The following is a 16,279-nucleotide window of genomic DNA, read 5'->3' as shown; positions in this document are numbered from 1 at the left end:
GACGGGCAGTCTTCCGTACAATAGAAGGATTGTGACACTCGACTTTCTAGGTACTCTGCAGCGGACGCATATGTGTGGCGATCTTCGCCCCCTCCAGGAGGGCGAACAGGTCGTTTTGATGGGGTGGGTGAACCGCCGGCGCGATCATGGCAGCCTGATCTTTCTCGACCTGCGCGATCGCAGCGGCATCACCCAGGTCGTGCTGGACAAGGAACTCAGCCCCGAGGCCCATGCCAAGGCGGAGTCGGCGCGGCCGGAGTACGTCGTCGCCTGCACCGGCACGGTGCGGCTGCGCGACGCCTCGCTGATCAATCCCAAAATGGATACCGGCGCGATCGAGATCGTCGCCAGCGAGATTCTGCTGCTGAACGACGCCAAGACCCCGCCGTTCTCCCCGGCCGAAGACGCTATCGGCAACGAGGAGGTCCGGCTGAAGTATCGCTACCTCGACCTGCGCCGCGTGGAGATGCAGAAGAACTTCCGCATCCGGCACGAGGTCGCGCGTGCGATCCGCAACTACCTGTCGGACAATGGCTTCCTCGAGATCGAGACGCCGTTCATGACGCGTTCTACTCCGGAAGGTGCAAGAGACTACCTCGTCCCGAGCCGCGTTCATGCGGGCCACTTCTACGCTCTGCCGCAGTCGCCGCAGATCTTCAAGCAGATCCTAATGGTCTCGGGCTTCGACAAGTACTTCCAGATCGCGCGCTGCTTCCGCGACGAGGACCTGCGCGCCGACCGCCAGCCGGAGTTCACCCAGATCGACCTGGAGATGACCTTCCCCCAGCAGGGGCTGATCTTCAAGACGGTCGAGGGCTTCCTGAAGGCGGCGTTCAAGGCCGCCGGCATCGAGCTGGAACCGCCCTTCGTCCAGATGACCTACGACGACGCCATCCGCAAGTACGGCATCGACAAGCCGGATATGCGGCTGCCCGCGATGGTCGAGCTGACCGAGACGCTGACGCCCGAACTGCGCGAGAAGCTGCGCATCGAGCCCGCGCTGCCGGTGCTCGGCTTCATCATTCCCTCGGTCGGCGCGCTGAGCGGGACCGAGCGCAAGAAGCTGCTGAGCGAAGTCCGCGCGGGTTTTGGCGACTGTGGACTGGACCTGCTCGATACGGAACGCCTGAAGACCAGCCCTGACTTTGCTCCGCTGGCCGGGACGATCGCCGAGCTGCTGGCCGTGGGTGCCGAAGACCTGTCGGTCGTCGTCACTCCCAAGCTCGGCACGCCGCCGATGTGGAACTACGATCCGCAGTGGATCTACAAGCGCGTGGGACAGCTGCGTCTCGACCTGGCGAAGAAGTACGCCGACAAGCACGGCCTCTTTACCCAGACCGGCACGGCGGCGGACTATAAGTTCCTCTGGGTCACGGACTTCCCGATGTACGAGTGGGACGAGGAGAAGAAGGTGTGGAACGCCGCGCACCATCCGTTCACCTCGCCGCATGAGGAGGACATCAAAACCGGCAAGCTGGTGAACGACAAGGGCGCCGTCCGCGCGCTGGCCTACGACATCGTGCTGAACGGCACGGAGCTGGGCTCGGGGTCGATCCGTATCCACCGCAAGGATGTGCAGGCGGAGATCTTCCGGTCGCTGGGAATGTCAGACGAAGAAGCCAAGGAGCGCTTCGGCTTCTTCCTCGACGCGCTGGAGTACGGCACGCCCCCGCACGGCGGCATCGCGCTGGGTCTGGACCGCATCGTCATGATCCTGGCCGGAGCGAGCAGCCTGCGCGAGGTCATCGCCTTCCCGAAGACGGCCAAGGCCATCGACCTGATGGTGGATGCGCCGACGCCGGTGAGCGACATCCAGTTGCGCGACCTCCATCTGAAGGTAAACACCCGGACGTAGGCTGGGGCCGTTTACGCGATGGCGCACGGCGAAACAAGCAACGACAAAAGCAAAAGCAGGTCCTTCGACTTCGCTGCGCTACGCTCAGGATGACCAGCATTTTGGGGATACCGAGTGAAAAGCCAGGGCTTACGCCCTGGCTTTTCTTCGCAGCAACGAAAAGGCACAATGCATCTTCAGTTCGCGGCGGAAGGCTACTTCTTGATCTTGCGGTTCATGCCCGTGGCCGGGTCGTCCAGCGTGGCTGGATCGACGAGGTAGAAGTTATTCGCGCCCATCCTGCCGTCGGCCTCGACGCGCAGGACGAAGCGCAGGCGTGCGGCGGGCGTTGCGGTTGGGATGCTGGCCGACAGGCGAATCTCCTTGTCGTTCGCGCCGTCCGGCCGGTTGAGGTGGAAGGTGTCGGCGGTGCGCTGCAGCAGCTTGCCTTTGCGGTCGAAGCTCTCGACGAATAGCACGATGTTCGCCGTCAGCTTGCCTGCATCGTCCGTCTTCCATGCGATTTTCGAGGGTGAGAGAAGAAGCTCGAAGTTGTTCGGCTTGTCCGCGTTGCGCGCGATGGTGAAGGGCAGGCCGTCGTAGACCATGGTTCCGGCGCCGGCCAGTTGGAGGTCGAAGATGAGGCGGCGTGAGCTCTTCGAGGACGCGGCCGATGCGGGGTCGAGCGGGTTGGCGGGCAGAGCGGCCGCGATCGGGGGCTGAGCGTAGTAGCCGGCGCGCGTCGTGGCGCGAAGGTCTTTATCCTTCATGACGACGCGGATGCTGCGGAAGGGCTTCTCGTCCGCCGCGATGTTGGAGGGCGTGTACGAGAGCGTGTAGAAGTCGGAGCCGTCGCGGATGCTGTCTCCGATGAGGGCGTCGACGTCGTTGCGGTTGTGAAAGGTGCGTCCGCCGGTCGCCCTGGCCATGTCGTTGAAGTTGACCTGGCCGCCGAAGGGGTCGAGCTCGAAGCCGTCGGCGTCGACCGCCTGGGGCTGGACGGTGATGCCCGCGGGGTCGACGGTGTAGAGGGTGACGCGTGCGTCGCGGAGCAGGTTGGTGCAGGTCTGGATCTCGTCCTTGAGGCTGTCCTCGAAATCGGGCGGGAGGGTCTGCATGTCGATGCTGGGGAAGCCGCGACCGATCCAGACCATGTTCTTGTGGCCAGCGTGGCCGGAGGTCGCCTCGGCGATCTCCATGAGCGAGGCGAAGGCGGCGTTGAAGCGCTCGCCGGCGCGTGCGCCGCTCTGCAGGTTCCAGGGAAAGGCCGCGAGGTGGTGTTCGAGGGCGGAGAGCAGCGCGGCGCGCGAGGTGGTGTAATCGCGCAGGACCATGAGATGGTCGGTATTCACGGCGATGAGCATGGCAGGCTGCGAGAGGGTCTCGCCCAGACCGTTCAGGTAGCGCTTGAGGGAGTAGCGGGCGAACTCCTCGTCTTCGAACCGAGTATTCATCTCGTCGAGGACGATGATGCTGACAGGCGCGTTCGGCTCCAGACGGTCGAGGTCGGCGGTGGATTCGATGGCAACCGGCGCCTTCGAGGGCGGCGGAGGCGTCGTGTGTTCGACGGTGCGAATGGGCTGCGGCAGCTTGTTTTCAAGCACTTCGAAGTCGTCTTTGGTCAGGTTCTGGACGAGCGCGCCATGCTTGTCGGTGACGACGACGTCGAGCACGACGATCTGGGACTGCACCTTGAGGGTGTAGGGCTCGGAGTCCTGCGCGGGAGCTGTCCGGGAAAGGACGACGGCCAGGGCTGCGGCCACGACGGCGAGAAACGGATGGCGGGTCATGTTGGCCTTCGGAGAGACCGGTATCGGCGGCCTCCGGTGACGGTTGTTGTGGCTTACATGCCAACCTTCGCAAGGTCGCGAAGGTTCGGGCGCCCGAGCATGCGCGCTACTTCATCATCTGCACAAGCAGCGGCTGCATGGCGTTGAACCAGAGGTCATAACCCTTGGCGGTGGGGTGCAGCTTGTCGGGCATGACGTCTTTTGGGATCTCGCCGGTGGAGTCGAGGAAGACGCCGCCGATGTCGAGGTAGCGGATGCTCGTGCCGTTGTCGAACTTCGACAGGATGGCGTTGATGGCGGCGATGTCGGCGCGGCGCTTGCTGCCCGCCAGGTCGCGGGGGAAGACGGCGAGCAGCAGGATCTTGGTCTGCGGCAGCTTCTGCTGGACCGTGTCGACGATCTTTTTGACGCCGGCTGCGGCCCATGCGGGGTCTTCCGTGCCGAGCTGGCCGATGTTGTTCGTGCCGATCATGATGACGGTCACCTTTGGGTGAATGCCTTCGAGCTCGCCGTTGGTGATGCGCCAGAGCAGATGCTCGGTGCGGTCGCCGCTGACGCCGAAATCGGCAGGATTGTAGGGCGCGAATTTCAGCCAGCTATACTCGCCGCGACGGGGCCAGAAGTCGGTGATGGAGTCGCCGAGGAAGAGCAGGCCGACGTCGCCCTCGGTCAGCCGGTAGAGAAACTCGGCATGGCGGTTGGGATCTTTGATCGTGGGGGTGATGGCGTCGGCGGCGGTGCGCGGCGGGAGGGCCGGTTTGGCGACGGGCGCGGGTGGTGCGGGCGCTTGCGCGGAGAGCTGCGGGGCGAATGATACCGCTGTCAATGCCAGCGCGGGGAGTACTCGATACAGCTTCCTGCAAACAGTCATGAAGGCCTCTTGAATTTGAGAATCGGCTCGTTTTGGCTGCGCGCCCAAGGCGATCTCCGGCGCACCAACACTCTATCCCAAACCTTCCCACTCTGCGAAGAGGCATCTTTGCGGCCTCGAAACCCATCTCTCGATGCTCCGACGTGGATCGAAGCGGCAGCGGACTAAACCACGACTGCCGCGCGCGACTCCCGGCGCTCCATCAGCAGTGCGACCAGCCCGACGGCGCCCGCAACCGCAATCACGCCCGCGGCGACATACGGCAGTTGCTGGTAGTGGTAGCCGGCGGTCAGGACGACTCCGCCGAGGCTCGCGCCCAGCGCGTTGCCGAGGTTGAACGCGCCCTGGTTGAGGGTGGAGGCGAGGTTCGGCGCGCCCTTGGCCTGGTCGACGATGCGCGCCTGCAGCGGCGCCGTCGTGCCGAAGTGGATCGTGCCCCAGACGAAGACCATGATGACGGCCGGAATCATCGACCGCTGGGTCCAGGGCATGGCGACCAGCAGCAGGATGAGCACGCCGATGCCGCCGAGCACGACGGCCATCTGACTGATGTCGGCCAGGCGGCCGCCGGCGAGGTTGCCCAGCGTGATGCCGGTCCCGAAGGCCACCAGCGCCCACGTGACGGCGTGCGGCGAGAGGTGCGTGACGGTCTCGAGGATCGGCGCGATGTAGGTGAAGACGCAGAAGAGCGAGGTGGAGCAGAGGGTGCTGAGCGCAAGCACGAGTTGCACCTGCGGCCGGAGGACGGCGCGAAGCTCGTGGCCGAGGTGCATCGCCTCGGCCGGCTGTTCGGGCACCAGCTTCAAGAGTCCAGCCCCGGCGAGAGCGCCGATAGGGATGAGCGCCCAGAAGGCCGCGCGCCAGCCGAAGGCCTGTCCCAGCGCCGTGCCGGCGGGTACGCCCATGACGTTGGCGAGCGTCAGCCCGCTGAACATGATGGCGATGGCCTGCGCGCGCTGGTTGCGCGGCACGAGATTTGACGCGACGATGCTGCCGATGCCGAAGAAGGCGCCGTGGCAGAGCGCGGTCAGAATGCGCGCGCCGAGCAGCAGGCCGTAGTTCGGCGCGAGCGCGCAGAGCATGTTGCCGGCGAGAAACATCCCCATCAGGATGACGAGCGCGCGCTTGCGCTCCACCCGCGCGAGCGCCAGTGCGATGAGCGGCGAGCCGAAGGTGACCGAAAGCGCATACGCCGTGACCAGCACGCCGGCGCGCGGAATGCTGACCTGGAAGTCGCGCGCGAGATCCGGCAACAGACCCATGATGATGTACTCGGAGGTTCCGATGCCGAAGGCAGACACAGCGAGCGCTAGAAGTGGTTTACGCATATCACTTCCAATTATCTCCCTTAAGCTTCGCGACGCCCATTCAGCTCATCCATCAGGATGCGAGGGATCTCCAGTTCAAGAGCAAGCTGGATCGCCTCTCGCTCCCTAATATCCAGGTTGAACAACATCGGATGGGAGGGCAAGGGCTGCCGCTGAACTTTAAGCCATTCCGGTGGATCAACAGTAAATAGTTGAGCGGCGAAGGGTCTGCGACAACAATCATCTCTCGCGAGCGAACGAAGCCGCGTCCTTTTCGAGTTCTTCCATCCCGTAGGAGTGTTCCCAAACCTCGTGCTCTTTGAGGAAGCCGTCCAATTCCATCCGCTTCGCGCGCCGGGTTGGCGCGAAGCAGTTTGCAAAACTCTATGAGATCCGCACCGGCATTAGTTCATCCACCGCTTGTCGTTCGGGTCTCTCAGGGTGTCGGGGTCGACGTAGCGGCCGTCTTTGTCGAAGTGGACCTCGCGGTTCTGCTGCTTCATGTACACCTCGAACTTGCGGGCGGCGCGCCGTCGTTTGCTGCGGTAGTACTCGTTGCGCAGGCTGAAGTAGCGCTCGGTGAGTCCGAAGGCCAGGCCGCGGCGCGGCGCGAACTTGAGGTAGAGGAAGCCCGACAGCGCGCCCGAAAGCTCCAGCATCGCTCCGAAGGTGTCGGACGACTTCAGCACCTGGGCGACCGCGATCAGGATGTAGATCGCGACCATGTACTTGGCCTTGATGCGCAGCACGAAAAAGAGCAGGAACTCCAGCTCGCCGAAGAACGCCGCGATGGCGATGAGCATGCCGAAGATGCCGGCGTAGGGGCCGATCGCGAAGGTCGCATCCGGACGCAGGCCGAAGATGTGCGTGAAGGTCAGAGCCGTCGCGATGGCGCCGCCGCCCGCCAGCGAGACGAAGTAGAGCTCGTACAGCCAGCGCGCGCCGAAGGAGCCTTCGAGCAGCGAGCCGCAGAACCAGACCGTGATCAACGCGAAGAGCGTCGGCAGGATGCCCTCGTTGATGAAGGCGTAGGTGAAGATCTGCCACAGCTCGCCGTGCAGCGTGGCCCGCGCGGGGACCAGGGCCAGGTGCGTCAGAAGAAAGCTCTGCACCGGGGCGGAGGTCCAGCCGAGGATCGCCAGGCCGAAGAAGGCGAAGAGATTGGCAAGGATCAACCGGCGCGTCGCTCCGGCGAAGGGCGGCAGCGTGAGCGAGATGGGACCGGAACGTGGCATAGACCCTCAGTATCAGCATATCCCGAAGGCGCCTGCTCCGGCACGGCGTGTGCGCGGCAAAACGCGGCGGCAAAACGGAACGTCAAAAATCTGCGTCGTCAGAAACCAAATCGGCAAAACCCACGTCACCCGATACATTGAAGTTTGTGCGGTGCGTTGGTGGCGCGGCGATCTTTGCCTTAGAATCAGCGAGACGTTAGCCGATTCTGGGCATCCAACCCAACCGGACTGCGCAACGAATACAAGAAATGTACGGAGGCAAGACCCATGGCCGTTTTGTGCCCAGAGTGCGACACCCCGATTGTGGTGGATGCGGACGAAGTGGAAGAGGGTGAGACCGTCACCTGCGAAGAGTGCGGCACTGAACTTGAGATCGTCTCGCTCGATCCCGTGGAGCTCGCGCCGATCGAGGACGAGGGCTACGACGACGAGGATCTGGCGCGCGACGACGAGGACGAAGACGAATAGGCGGCAGCGTCGGATGCGGGCTGCGCGGAACTAAGTTGCTCCACCGGGGTTTTTACCGGAGGTCGTATACTGAGGGCTATATGTATACAAGCAAAACACTTCGCAGCTTCGCCGGACGCCTCGGGGTCCAATCTGTGGGGGTCGGCTTTCTCGGACTCAGCCTCGCCGGCCTGATCCTGACCCTGGGAGCCGCCGCGGTTGTGGTGCAGCCCGCCGCGCTGGCGGCGCAGACGCGTGGCGCGACGCAACGCATCGTGCAGGGCAAGGTGCAGGATAAGGACGGCGCCGGGCTGAAGGGCGCGGTCGTCTACCTGAAGGACGAGCACACCTCTTCGGTGAAGACCTCCATCACGGACGACGATGGCTCATACCGTTTTGGCCAGCTCTCGCAGAACACCGACTACGAGCTGTGGGCCGAACTCGGCGGCAAGAAGAGCGGCAACAAATCCATCAGCTCGTTCGACAGCAAGAACAGCTTCACGATCAACCTGAAGATCGATAAATAAGCCAGGAATCGGTTCCGAATCACGCGGACGCCCCATGTCTCTTGCCCGAGACATGGGGTTTTCGTCTGCGGGGCGAGGTAAGGCGACACGCCGCCATGCAGCCGCATCCCACACGCCATGACGGATGAGACTCTTCTACAGCGTGAGAATTCGGAGTACTGGAGCCGACGCGGATTCCTGCGCGCCGCGACCGGCGCCGCGGTAGCGGCAGGCGTATCGGCAGTCGCCGCCGCCCAGCAGACGAAGCCCAATGCGGCGGACGACGTCCAGCTCTCCCAGATCCATGCCGCAACCGAGCAGCCGGAGAAGATTCCTGGCCCGTTCGAGTCGCGCGACCAACGTACCGGCTTTGCCATCGTCGGCCTGGGGCGGCTCGCGCTCGGCCAGATCCTCCCCGCCATGGCGAAGAGCAAGTACTGCAAGCCGGTCGCGCTCGTCAGCGGAGACCGCGCCAAGGCGCAGAAGATCGCCGCGCAGTACGGCATCCCCGCAGGCTCGATCTACGACTACACGACCTACGACCAGTTGGCGAAGAATCCCGCCGTGCAGGTGATCTACATCGTGCTGCCGAACAGCATGCACGCCGAGTACACCATCCGCGGCGCGAAGGCTGGCAAGCACATCCTCTGCGAGAAGCCCATGGCGACCACCGCGCACGACTGCCAGCGCATGATCGATGCCTGCAACGCGGCTGGCGTGAAGCTGATGATCGCCTACCGGAGCCAGTACGAGGCGAACGATGTCGCGCTGGTGAAGATGATTCGCGCGGGCAGGTTCGGCAAGCTGCGCCAGATCGTCGCTACCAACTCGCAGAACCAGGGCGACCCCAGCCAGTGGCGGCTGAAGAAGGCGCTGGCCGGCGGCGGCTGCATGCCGGACGTCGGCGTCTACTGCCTGAACGCCGCGCGCTTCCTCTCAAACGAGGAGCCGTACGAGGTGCAGGCCAGCGTCGTGCAGCCGAAGGACGACCCGCGCTTCACGGAGGTGGAGAGCTCCTGCCAGTTCATCGCGCGCTTCCCCTCCGGTCTCGTCGCGCTCTGCAACTCCGGCTACGACGCGCACAAGTCGCAGTTCCTGCGCGTCGAAGGCGTGGAGGGATGGGCCGAGATGCATCCCGCGTTCGCCTATACGGGCATCAAACTGCAGTATTCGAAGCTGGTCGAGGGCGAGGAGATCCTGCACGCGCCGGCCATCGAGGAGAAAGACCAGTTCGCCGCCGAGATGGACCACATGGCGCTGTGCGTCCAGCAGAACCTGCGCCCGCATACCCCCGGCGAAGAGGGCCTGCAGGACCAGATCGTCACTGACGCGATCTACGAATCGGCCAAAACCGGGCGCGCGGTGAAGATTCCCGCCCCGAAGGCGCCGACTAGGGGGCCGGAGCCTTCGGCGGGCTAGCTGACATTGTCTTGTTAAGGGCACGGCTTCAGCCGTTCCCTTGACGAGACGTATCGGGCCAGGCGCTACGCCAACACCCGATCCCCATGGCTGGGCGGTTGGCTGGTCACCATGAACCGCACCGGATCGGCACTGCGGTTCAACGCTTGATGTGGCGTTCCCGGCGCGATCTCCAGACCCTCCTCCGGCTTCAACCGCAGCTCCTCGCCCGCGACTTCGAGCGTCAGCTCGCCGTCGAGAACGTAGAAGAACTGCCGCGCTCGCTCGTGGAGATGCCTGGCCTCCGCCGCGCCGGGCGGCATCGTCTCCTGAATGATCGACAGCTCGGGCGTGCGGACGAGATGCCAGCCGTCGCAGACCTTGCCCCAGATATAGTGTTCGGCGTTCGCCGTGCTCCGGATCGTGCTCATGCCTTGATTTTGTCAGAGTTGCCTCGGCCGACGTGCAGCGCCACCGCGCCCAGCAACGGCAAGGCGATCCAGAACGCGTGGTTTCCGAGACGCGGCGCGGCGATCGTTCCGATAGCGGCGCCAGCCAGGAAGCAGAGGCAGACCGCTCCCAGCGCGAGCGCCTTTTCCCTCCCGTCGCGTCTCTGCGCCGGCTCGTCCGCAAGCAGCGCGTCGTAGAACCCCTCGGCCGCATCCCGCAGATTGCCGGTCACGAAGGTCGAGTTGTAGGAAAAATGTCCGACCCGGCGAAAGCTCGCCACCTGAAAGGTCGAGCCGAAGGTGATGAGGGCGGTAAAGAGCATCTGCGGAAAGCTCATCGGCAGCGCGCCCGCGACCGCCAGCACGGCGAGCTCCAGCAGCAGCGTGCCCAGCACGGCGCGGCGAGCGGGCAGACGTCGCAGCGTCTTCGAGCAGGTCACGGCAAACAGAAACGTCAGGATCGGCGCCAGGTGACGCACCGCCTGTCCGGGCTGGCGGCTGAACGCGGCGACCCCCATCAGGACGACGTTACCGGTCATCGCATTGGCGAAGACATGCCCATGCAGCAGGTAGACGGCCGCATCCAGCAGCCCTCCCGTCGCGGCCAGCAGCAGCGCGGTGGGCAGCGATTCGACCCTCTGCTCAGGCGGATCGGGCGTATTGGGCATAGGCACACTGCCGATTGTAGAGGTATGGCGTCGGCTATCATTGCCGTGGGTAACGTGCGATGCGAATTGAGGAACTTAGCGCGTGCATCTTGGTGATCGGGGCGTCGCTGGCGGCTGCCGCGCAGGCGCCTGCCCGGCTCAAGACGCCCGTATTGCCGGCGTCGGAATTTCGCGTAACGGTGAGCGAGGAACCTGCGAGCAGGCTTCCGCCGTTCGCCAAATGCACGGGCGATGCGGCAGAGACCTTGAACTGCCGGGTGTTTACGGTCAAGCTGACGAACCTGGGATCGCATGCGGTGTGGCTGGGCGGGACGGTCTGCCAGCCGGTCGAAATCACGTTCGAGCGCCAGGTGCGGGGTCAGTGGAACTGGATTGGCGGCGAGCCGCAGTACGAAGCCTGCAAGCAGCCCGCGCATACCTACGCCTCGTCGTGGACGAATGTGCGGCTGGCGCCGGGTGAGAGCACGACGCATACTGGCCGGATGCTGTTCAAAGGCGATGCGTTCGCTGCGTATCCCTATGCTCCGGGAGCGACGCCGATGCGGGCCAGGTGGAAGCTGAGAGGATGTCTTGAGGGTGCGCCGGGGGTGAATTGTATCGAGGCGCTGGAGACCGCACCGTGGCCTCCGCCGATATGGGCGAATGAGTGGACGAGTGCGGTGTCGGAGCCGTTCACGGTGGTTGCGCCGCCGCTGCCCCAGTTGGAGGCGCCGAAGCTGGAGATTTCACTGACGGCGGAGATGATGGACCCTGCGAAAGGACTGGCGGATCAACCGGAGTGGCTGAGCCGCGCGTGCAGGGCGGAGACGGCGGGGAGCATGGATTGCGTGCTTCTGCGCTACCGCGTGCGTAATACGGGTCTGCTGCCGGTGAGTGTGGGACACATGACGTGCAGCGACGAGAGCATGTGGCCGGAGTATAGGCGGCCGGGCGATGCGGACTGGAAGAGCCCAGGGATGAAGGGATACGACTGCACCATGAACTACATGAAGTGGGACAGGATCGACCCGGGCAGCGTACTTGAAGGTGAAACGATTCCACGCTTTGCGGGAGCAGGAGTCGACATCCATCCGATCCGCGCGGCGGGGGCGTATCAGATTCGCCTCTCGTACGCGCCGGAGATCTGCGTGCTGAGCGTGGCGGATGGTTTTTGTCTGACCCAGCCGCAAAGGGCGGATAAAGCAGTGTCGAACGGGGTGACGATCCGGACGACGGCGGCACTGGCGGAGCATTAAGGATTCCAGAACGGACGAGGCGTACGTTACGTAGCATGTGGAGCTACTTCAAGCTGTTGTTTTCGAAGCACTACTGGCGCCTGCTCTTTCGCCCGCACACCTGGCGCGAGACCGGGCTGGCGCTTCGCCGCGCCCATAAAGACAAGCGCGCGCGCAAGCAGCTTCGGCTGGCCCTGACGCTCATCTTTACGCCGGTCATATGCCTCTTCTACCTCCTTTATCTTGTGTCGCTGGTGGCGCGCGGCGGCGTTTTGGTCGTGTTGGCGATCGCCGTGGTTGCGGGTGGGGTTGCGCTATGGCGGTCACGCGGCGAGAAGGACGCAACTCCACCTTCACTTCTGGAGTCCCCCGCGCCGGTCGAGCCCGACCGGCCGATTCCGCCCGAGACCTTGCGCGGCCTCGGCGAACTCGCCCTGCTGCACGCCATCCTGGCCAACCGCGCGGGCAGCGAGAGCTACCTCGCGACCAAGACCCTGCCCGAGGGCTGGGAGGTGACGACCCGGCGCAACCACGTCGCGCTGCTCCGCCAGCACGGCCTGTGGGAGCGGCTGGGCGGGGAGGAGCGCGACCTGCTGCTGCTGCCCGACGGCCACTGGCCGCCCGGCATGGTCGACCGCGTCGCCCTGCTGCTGGAGCCGCTGCGCGTGCTGCGCTGGACGCTGCGGATCGACGACTTTCTGCCCACCATCGGCAGCACGCTGCGGCTGGACTACCAGCAGGCGCGCAGCCTGCTCGATGCGCCGGAACTGGCCCTGAACGCGTCGCGGGTGATCGCCTTCGACCACCTGCGCGTCGCCCGGCAGGCGGCGAACGCCTACTTCCAGCGCTGCGCGGCGGAGGGCGTCCGGCGCGGCTACTTCGAGGCCGAAAGCGAGGAGAACGCCGCCTGGTCGCATAACTTCTCGGCCAGCATGGAGGGCAAGGAGAGCGACGACCTGCTGCTGGGCACGACCATCGTCGCCCGCGCCGACGAAGGGACGATCCGGTATGCGACCCTGCTTTCGCTGCGCCGGCTGCGGTTTGTGGACTGGCTGGTGGCGGTCCTGCGCGGCGAGCTGGCGCTGGAGGAGGAGTTGCGGGTGTTGGAGCCGAAACGGGCGGAGGTTGCCGTCGAGTAAAAATGTGAGTGCAATTCCATCACATTTTCTTGCAACTTTTTGCTAAGATATGCGTCAGATGAACTGTGAGGTCAAAGACCCCACCCAAATTCTGAGGAAGCAATAAGGAGAGTTGCACCATGACCACCATGACTCGATTTGTTCCGTTCCGTACCCCGCTTGAGGATGTCGCCGTGCTGCAGAACCGGCTGAACTCGATCTTCAACGACTTTGCCCGTCCCGCCGAGGGCCAGACCGAATCGCTCTCGACCGGCAACTTCATGCCAGCGGTCGATATCTACGAAGACGCGCAGCGTCTGTCGCTGAAGCTCGAAGTGCCCGGCATCAAGCAGGAGGATCTGGACGTCCGGCTGGAAAACCAGACCCTGACCGTCAAAGGCGAGCGCAAGTTCGAGCACGAGGAGAAGGAAGAGAACTTCCACCGCATCGAACGCCGCTTCGGCAGCTTCACCCGCAGCTTTACCCTGCCCCAGACCGTCGATACGGCCAAGGTGACGGCGAACTACGACGCGGGTGTGCTGACGATCTCTTTGGCAAAGAAAGAGGCTGCGAAACCGAAGCAGGTGAAGATCGAGATTGGCGGAACGCAGCCCGGTCCGCGACAGGTTGAGGCGAACAGCAACGCAGCGTAAGCGGTTTCAGACAGAACAAGACTTCGGCGGGAGCCTTGCGGATGCAGGTTCCCGCCGTTTGTTTTATTCGATGGGCGACGGAAAGACAAAAGCAGAAGCAGATCCTCTTCGAGGATGACAAAGCAGGAAAAGCAAGTGCAGGAGAAAGGGCATTCATACCATGGCCATCCGTTGGGATCGTTTGACATTGAAGTCGCAGGAGGCAGTACAGGCCGCGAGCAGCCACGCGCTCGAGAACGGCAACCCCGAGGTGTTGCCCGTGCATCTGCTGGCGGCGCTGCTGGAGGATCGCGAGGGGGTCGTGATCCCGGTGCTGGAGAAGGTAGGCGCGCCGGTGGAGCAGTTGCTCTCGGGCGTCAATACGGCGATCGAGCGGCTGCCGAAGGTGCAGGGCGGCGCGCAGCCGGGGCTGTCCGCGTCGGCGCAGCGCGTGCTGGAGCAGGCCTTCAAAGAGGCCGAAAATTTCAAGGATGAGTACTGCTCGACCGAACATCTGCTGCTGGCTCTGAGCGCGGCGAAGGGGGACGTCACGCAGGCCGCGCTGGCCGCCGTCGGGGCCTCGCATGAGGCGATCCTGAAGGCGCTCAGCGCGGTGCGGGGAAGCTCGCGCGTCACCGACCAGTCGCCCGAGGGCAAGTTTCAGGCGCTCGAAAAGTACGCCAAGGACCTGACCGAGCTTGCCCGGCGCGGCAAGCTCGACCCGGTTATCGGCCGCGACGAGGAGATTCGTCGCGTCGTGCAGGTGCTCAGCCGCCGGTCCAAAAATAACCCGGTTCTCATTGGAGAACCGGGAGTGGGCAAGACCGCCATCGTCGAAGGTCTGGCGCGCCGGATCATCCAGGGCGACGTGCCGGAGTCGCTGAAGGACAAGCGCGTCGTGGCGCTCGACCTCGCCAGCATGATCGCCGGGGCGAAGTTTCGCGGCGAGTTCGAGGAGCGTCTGAAGGCCGTTCTGAAGGAGATCGAGGAGTCGAACGGCGAGATCATCCTCTTCATCGACGAGCTGCACACGCTGGTCGGCGCTGGCGCAAGCGAAGGCGCGATGGACGCAAGCAACATGCTGAAGCCGGCGCTGGCGCGCGGTGGTCTCAGGGCCATCGGCGCGACGACGCTGAATGAGTATCGGAAATATATCGAGAAGGATGCGGCGCTCGAACGTCGCTTCCAGATCGTCTACGTGGGCGAGCCGAACGTCGAGGATACCGTAGCCATCCTCCGTGGATTAAAGGAGCGGTACGAGTCGCATCACAAGATTCGCATCAAGGATTCGGCCATCGTGGCGGCGGCGACGCTCTCGCACCGGTATATCTCCGACCGCTTCCTGCCCGACAAGGCCATCGACCTGGTGGACGAGGCGGCGGCCGCGCTGGCGATCCAGATCGGGTCCGTGCCGGTTGAGATCGACGACCTGGAGCGGCGGGCTACCTCGCTCGAGATCGAGAAGCAGGCTTTACGTCGCGAAAGCGACGCTGGATCCAAGGAGCGGCTGGAGATCGTCGAGCGCGAGCTGGCCGAGGTGCAGGAGAAGGCCAGCGGTCTGCGTGCGCGGTGGCAGACCGAGCGCGGCGCCATCGGCAAGATCGCCGAGCTGAAGCAGCGGCTGGAGCAGATGCGCTTCTCCGCCGACGAGGAGACGCGCAAGGGCAACCTGCAGCGCGCCGCCGAGCTGCAGTACGGCGAGATTCCCAAGCTCGAACGCGAGCTGAACGAGCTGACCGCCATTGCCGACTCGAACGACAGCACGCACCGCATGCTGAAGGAAGAGGTCGACGAGGAGGACATTGCGAAGATCGTCTCGCGCTGGACCGGCATTCCGGTCTCGAAGATGCTCGAAGGCGAGATGCAGAAGCTGGTCCAGATGGAGGGCCGTCTGCGCGAGCGCGTGGTCGGTCAGGACGAGGCGCTCGAAGCGGTCGCGAATGCGATTCGGCGTTCTCGTGCAGGCTTGTCCGATCCAAAACGTCCGATCGGCAGCTTCATCTTTCTCGGGCCCACCGGCGTCGGCAAGACCGAGACGGCCCGTGCGCTGGCGGAGTTCCTCTTCGACGACGAGGCCGCGATGGTGCGGATCGACATGAGCGAGTATATGGAGAAGCACGCCGTGGCGCGGCTGATCGGCGCGCCTCCGGGATATGTGGGCTACGACGAGGGCGGTCAGTTGACCGAGGCCGTGCGGCGGCGTCCGTATGCCGTCATCCTCTTCGACGAGATCGAAAAGGCGCACCCGGATGTCTTCAACGTGCTGCTGCAGGTGCTGGACGATGGCCGCCTGACCGACTCCAAGGGCCGGACGGTGGACTTCAAGAACACGGTGCTCATCATGACCTCGAACGTCGGCGCATCGGCGCTGACGACGGCCTGGGCCAGCGGTGAGGAGGGCTTCGAGGACGCGAAGTCGCGCGTGATGGACTCGCTGCGGCAGCAGTTCCGGCCGGAGTTCCTGAACCGCGTGGACGATATCGTCGTCTTCCATCCGCTTGACGAGGCGCAGTTGGAGCACATCATCGACCTTCGCCTCGCCGACCTGACCAAGCTGCTCGCCGACCGCAAGATTACGATCGAGCTGACCGACAAGGCCAAGAAGGCGATCTTCAAGGCAGGCTACGACCGTGCGTACGGCGCTCGTCCGTTGAAGAGGGCGATTCAGCGCATGGTGCAGGACAAGCTGGCGGTGAAGATCCTCGAAGGCGAGGTGCTGCATGGGGACCGCGTGGTGGTCGATGCCGGGGCGAATGGGCTGACCTTCAACGTCGCGGCACGAGCCTAACAGGGCAAAGGCCTGACACCGA

At 64.3% G+C, this 16,279-nt stretch carries 14 protein-coding genes; 8 read left to right on the top strand and 6 right to left on the bottom strand.

Annotation, left to right across the window (positions count from 1 at the left end; translation table 11 throughout):
* Nucleotides 1-31: 31 nt before the first annotated feature.
* On the top strand, nucleotides 32-1,855 hold the full coding sequence (gene aspS, locus CHB87_RS18000; protein ID WP_342743586.1) for an aspartate--tRNA ligase: 1,824 nt from the start codon (nucleotides 32-34) through the stop codon (nucleotides 1,853-1,855).
* A 194-nt stretch (nucleotides 1,856-2,049) separates the two neighbouring features.
* Here aspS and CHB87_RS17995 read toward each other — a convergent pair whose 3' ends face one another.
* The 4 genes from CHB87_RS17995 to CHB87_RS17980 all read right to left on the bottom strand — a co-directional run bounded on the left by CHB87_RS17995 (nucleotide 2,050) and on the right by CHB87_RS17980 (nucleotide 7,037).
* The gene (locus CHB87_RS17995) at nucleotides 2,050-3,624 is read right to left on the bottom strand and encodes a VWA domain-containing protein (RefSeq protein WP_089409818.1); all 1,575 of its coding nucleotides are present in this window, start codon (nucleotides 3,622-3,624) and stop codon (nucleotides 2,050-2,052) included.
* Between the two features lie 106 nt (nucleotides 3,625-3,730).
* Nucleotides 3,731-4,495 carry a GDSL-type esterase/lipase family protein gene (locus CHB87_RS17990; RefSeq protein WP_089409817.1) on the bottom strand — a complete coding sequence of 255 codons (765 nt, stop codon included), beginning with the start codon at nucleotides 4,493-4,495 and terminating at the stop codon, nucleotides 3,731-3,733.
* Nucleotides 4,496-4,659: 164 nt separating this feature from the next.
* Nucleotides 4,660-5,823, bottom strand: coding sequence for an MFS transporter (locus CHB87_RS17985; protein WP_089409816.1), 1,164 nt, complete (start codon nucleotides 5,821-5,823; stop codon nucleotides 4,660-4,662).
* A 383-nt stretch (nucleotides 5,824-6,206) separates the two neighbouring features.
* Nucleotides 6,207-7,037, bottom strand: a complete 831-nt coding sequence (locus CHB87_RS17980) for a rhomboid family intramembrane serine protease (protein WP_089409815.1) — start codon at nucleotides 7,035-7,037, stop codon at nucleotides 6,207-6,209.
* Between the two features lie 267 nt (nucleotides 7,038-7,304).
* Between CHB87_RS17980 and CHB87_RS17975 the strand changes: the two genes are divergently transcribed.
* The 3 genes from CHB87_RS17975 (at nucleotide 7,305) to CHB87_RS17965 (ending at nucleotide 9,409) form a co-directional block, all read left to right on the top strand.
* Nucleotides 7,305-7,505, top strand: coding sequence for an MJ0042-type zinc finger domain-containing protein (locus CHB87_RS17975; RefSeq protein WP_089409814.1), 201 nt, complete (start codon nucleotides 7,305-7,307; stop codon nucleotides 7,503-7,505).
* An 80-nt stretch (nucleotides 7,506-7,585) separates the two neighbouring features.
* Nucleotides 7,586-8,011 carry a carboxypeptidase-like regulatory domain-containing protein gene (locus CHB87_RS17970; RefSeq protein ID WP_089409813.1) on the top strand — a complete coding sequence of 142 codons (426 nt, stop codon included), beginning with the start codon at nucleotides 7,586-7,588 and terminating at the stop codon, nucleotides 8,009-8,011.
* Between the two features lie 117 nt (nucleotides 8,012-8,128).
* On the top strand, nucleotides 8,129-9,409 hold the full coding sequence (locus tag CHB87_RS17965) for a Gfo/Idh/MocA family protein (RefSeq protein ID WP_089409812.1): 1,281 nt from the start codon (nucleotides 8,129-8,131) through the stop codon (nucleotides 9,407-9,409).
* A gap of 65 nt (nucleotides 9,410-9,474) precedes the next feature.
* Here the strand turns inward: CHB87_RS17965 and CHB87_RS17960 are convergent, their stop codons facing one another.
* Nucleotides 9,475-9,819 carry a cupin domain-containing protein gene (locus CHB87_RS17960; RefSeq protein ID WP_089409811.1) on the bottom strand — a complete coding sequence of 115 codons (345 nt, stop codon included), beginning with the start codon at nucleotides 9,817-9,819 and terminating at the stop codon, nucleotides 9,475-9,477.
* The gene (locus tag CHB87_RS17955) at nucleotides 9,816-10,505 is read right to left on the bottom strand and encodes a YoaK family protein (protein ID WP_089409810.1); all 690 of its coding nucleotides are present in this window, start codon (nucleotides 10,503-10,505) and stop codon (nucleotides 9,816-9,818) included. Before CHB87_RS17955 ends, CHB87_RS17960 begins: the two co-directional genes overlap by 4 nt.
* Nucleotides 10,506-10,594: 89 nt before the next feature.
* Here CHB87_RS17955 and CHB87_RS17950 point away from each other — a divergent pair, with 89 nt between their 5' ends.
* The 4 genes from CHB87_RS17950 to clpB all read left to right on the top strand — a co-directional run bounded on the left by CHB87_RS17950 (nucleotide 10,595) and on the right by clpB (nucleotide 16,257).
* A complete protein-coding gene (locus CHB87_RS17950) occupies nucleotides 10,595-11,740 on the top strand; it encodes a hypothetical protein (protein ID WP_142988416.1) in 1,146 nt (381 codons plus the stop codon).
* A 35-nt stretch (nucleotides 11,741-11,775) separates the two neighbouring features.
* Entirely contained in the window at nucleotides 11,776-12,858 is a 1,083-nt protein-coding gene (locus CHB87_RS17945) for a hypothetical protein (RefSeq protein ID WP_089409808.1), read from the top strand.
* Between the two features lie 119 nt (nucleotides 12,859-12,977).
* Nucleotides 12,978-13,490 carry an Hsp20/alpha crystallin family protein gene (locus CHB87_RS17940; RefSeq protein WP_089409807.1) on the top strand — a complete coding sequence of 171 codons (513 nt, stop codon included), beginning with the start codon at nucleotides 12,978-12,980 and terminating at the stop codon, nucleotides 13,488-13,490.
* 160 nt (nucleotides 13,491-13,650) lie between these two features.
* Nucleotides 13,651-16,257, top strand: coding sequence for an ATP-dependent chaperone ClpB (clpB, locus tag CHB87_RS17935; RefSeq protein WP_089409806.1), 2,607 nt, complete (start codon nucleotides 13,651-13,653; stop codon nucleotides 16,255-16,257).
* Nucleotides 16,258-16,279 lie beyond the last annotated feature (22 nt).

Source organism: Granulicella rosea (assembly GCF_900188085.1).
GTDB lineage: Bacteria > Acidobacteriota > Terriglobia > Terriglobales > Acidobacteriaceae > Edaphobacter > Edaphobacter rosea.
The sequence above is the reverse complement of the archived record's forward strand: the minus strand, read 5'-3'. Positions and strand labels throughout refer to the sequence as shown.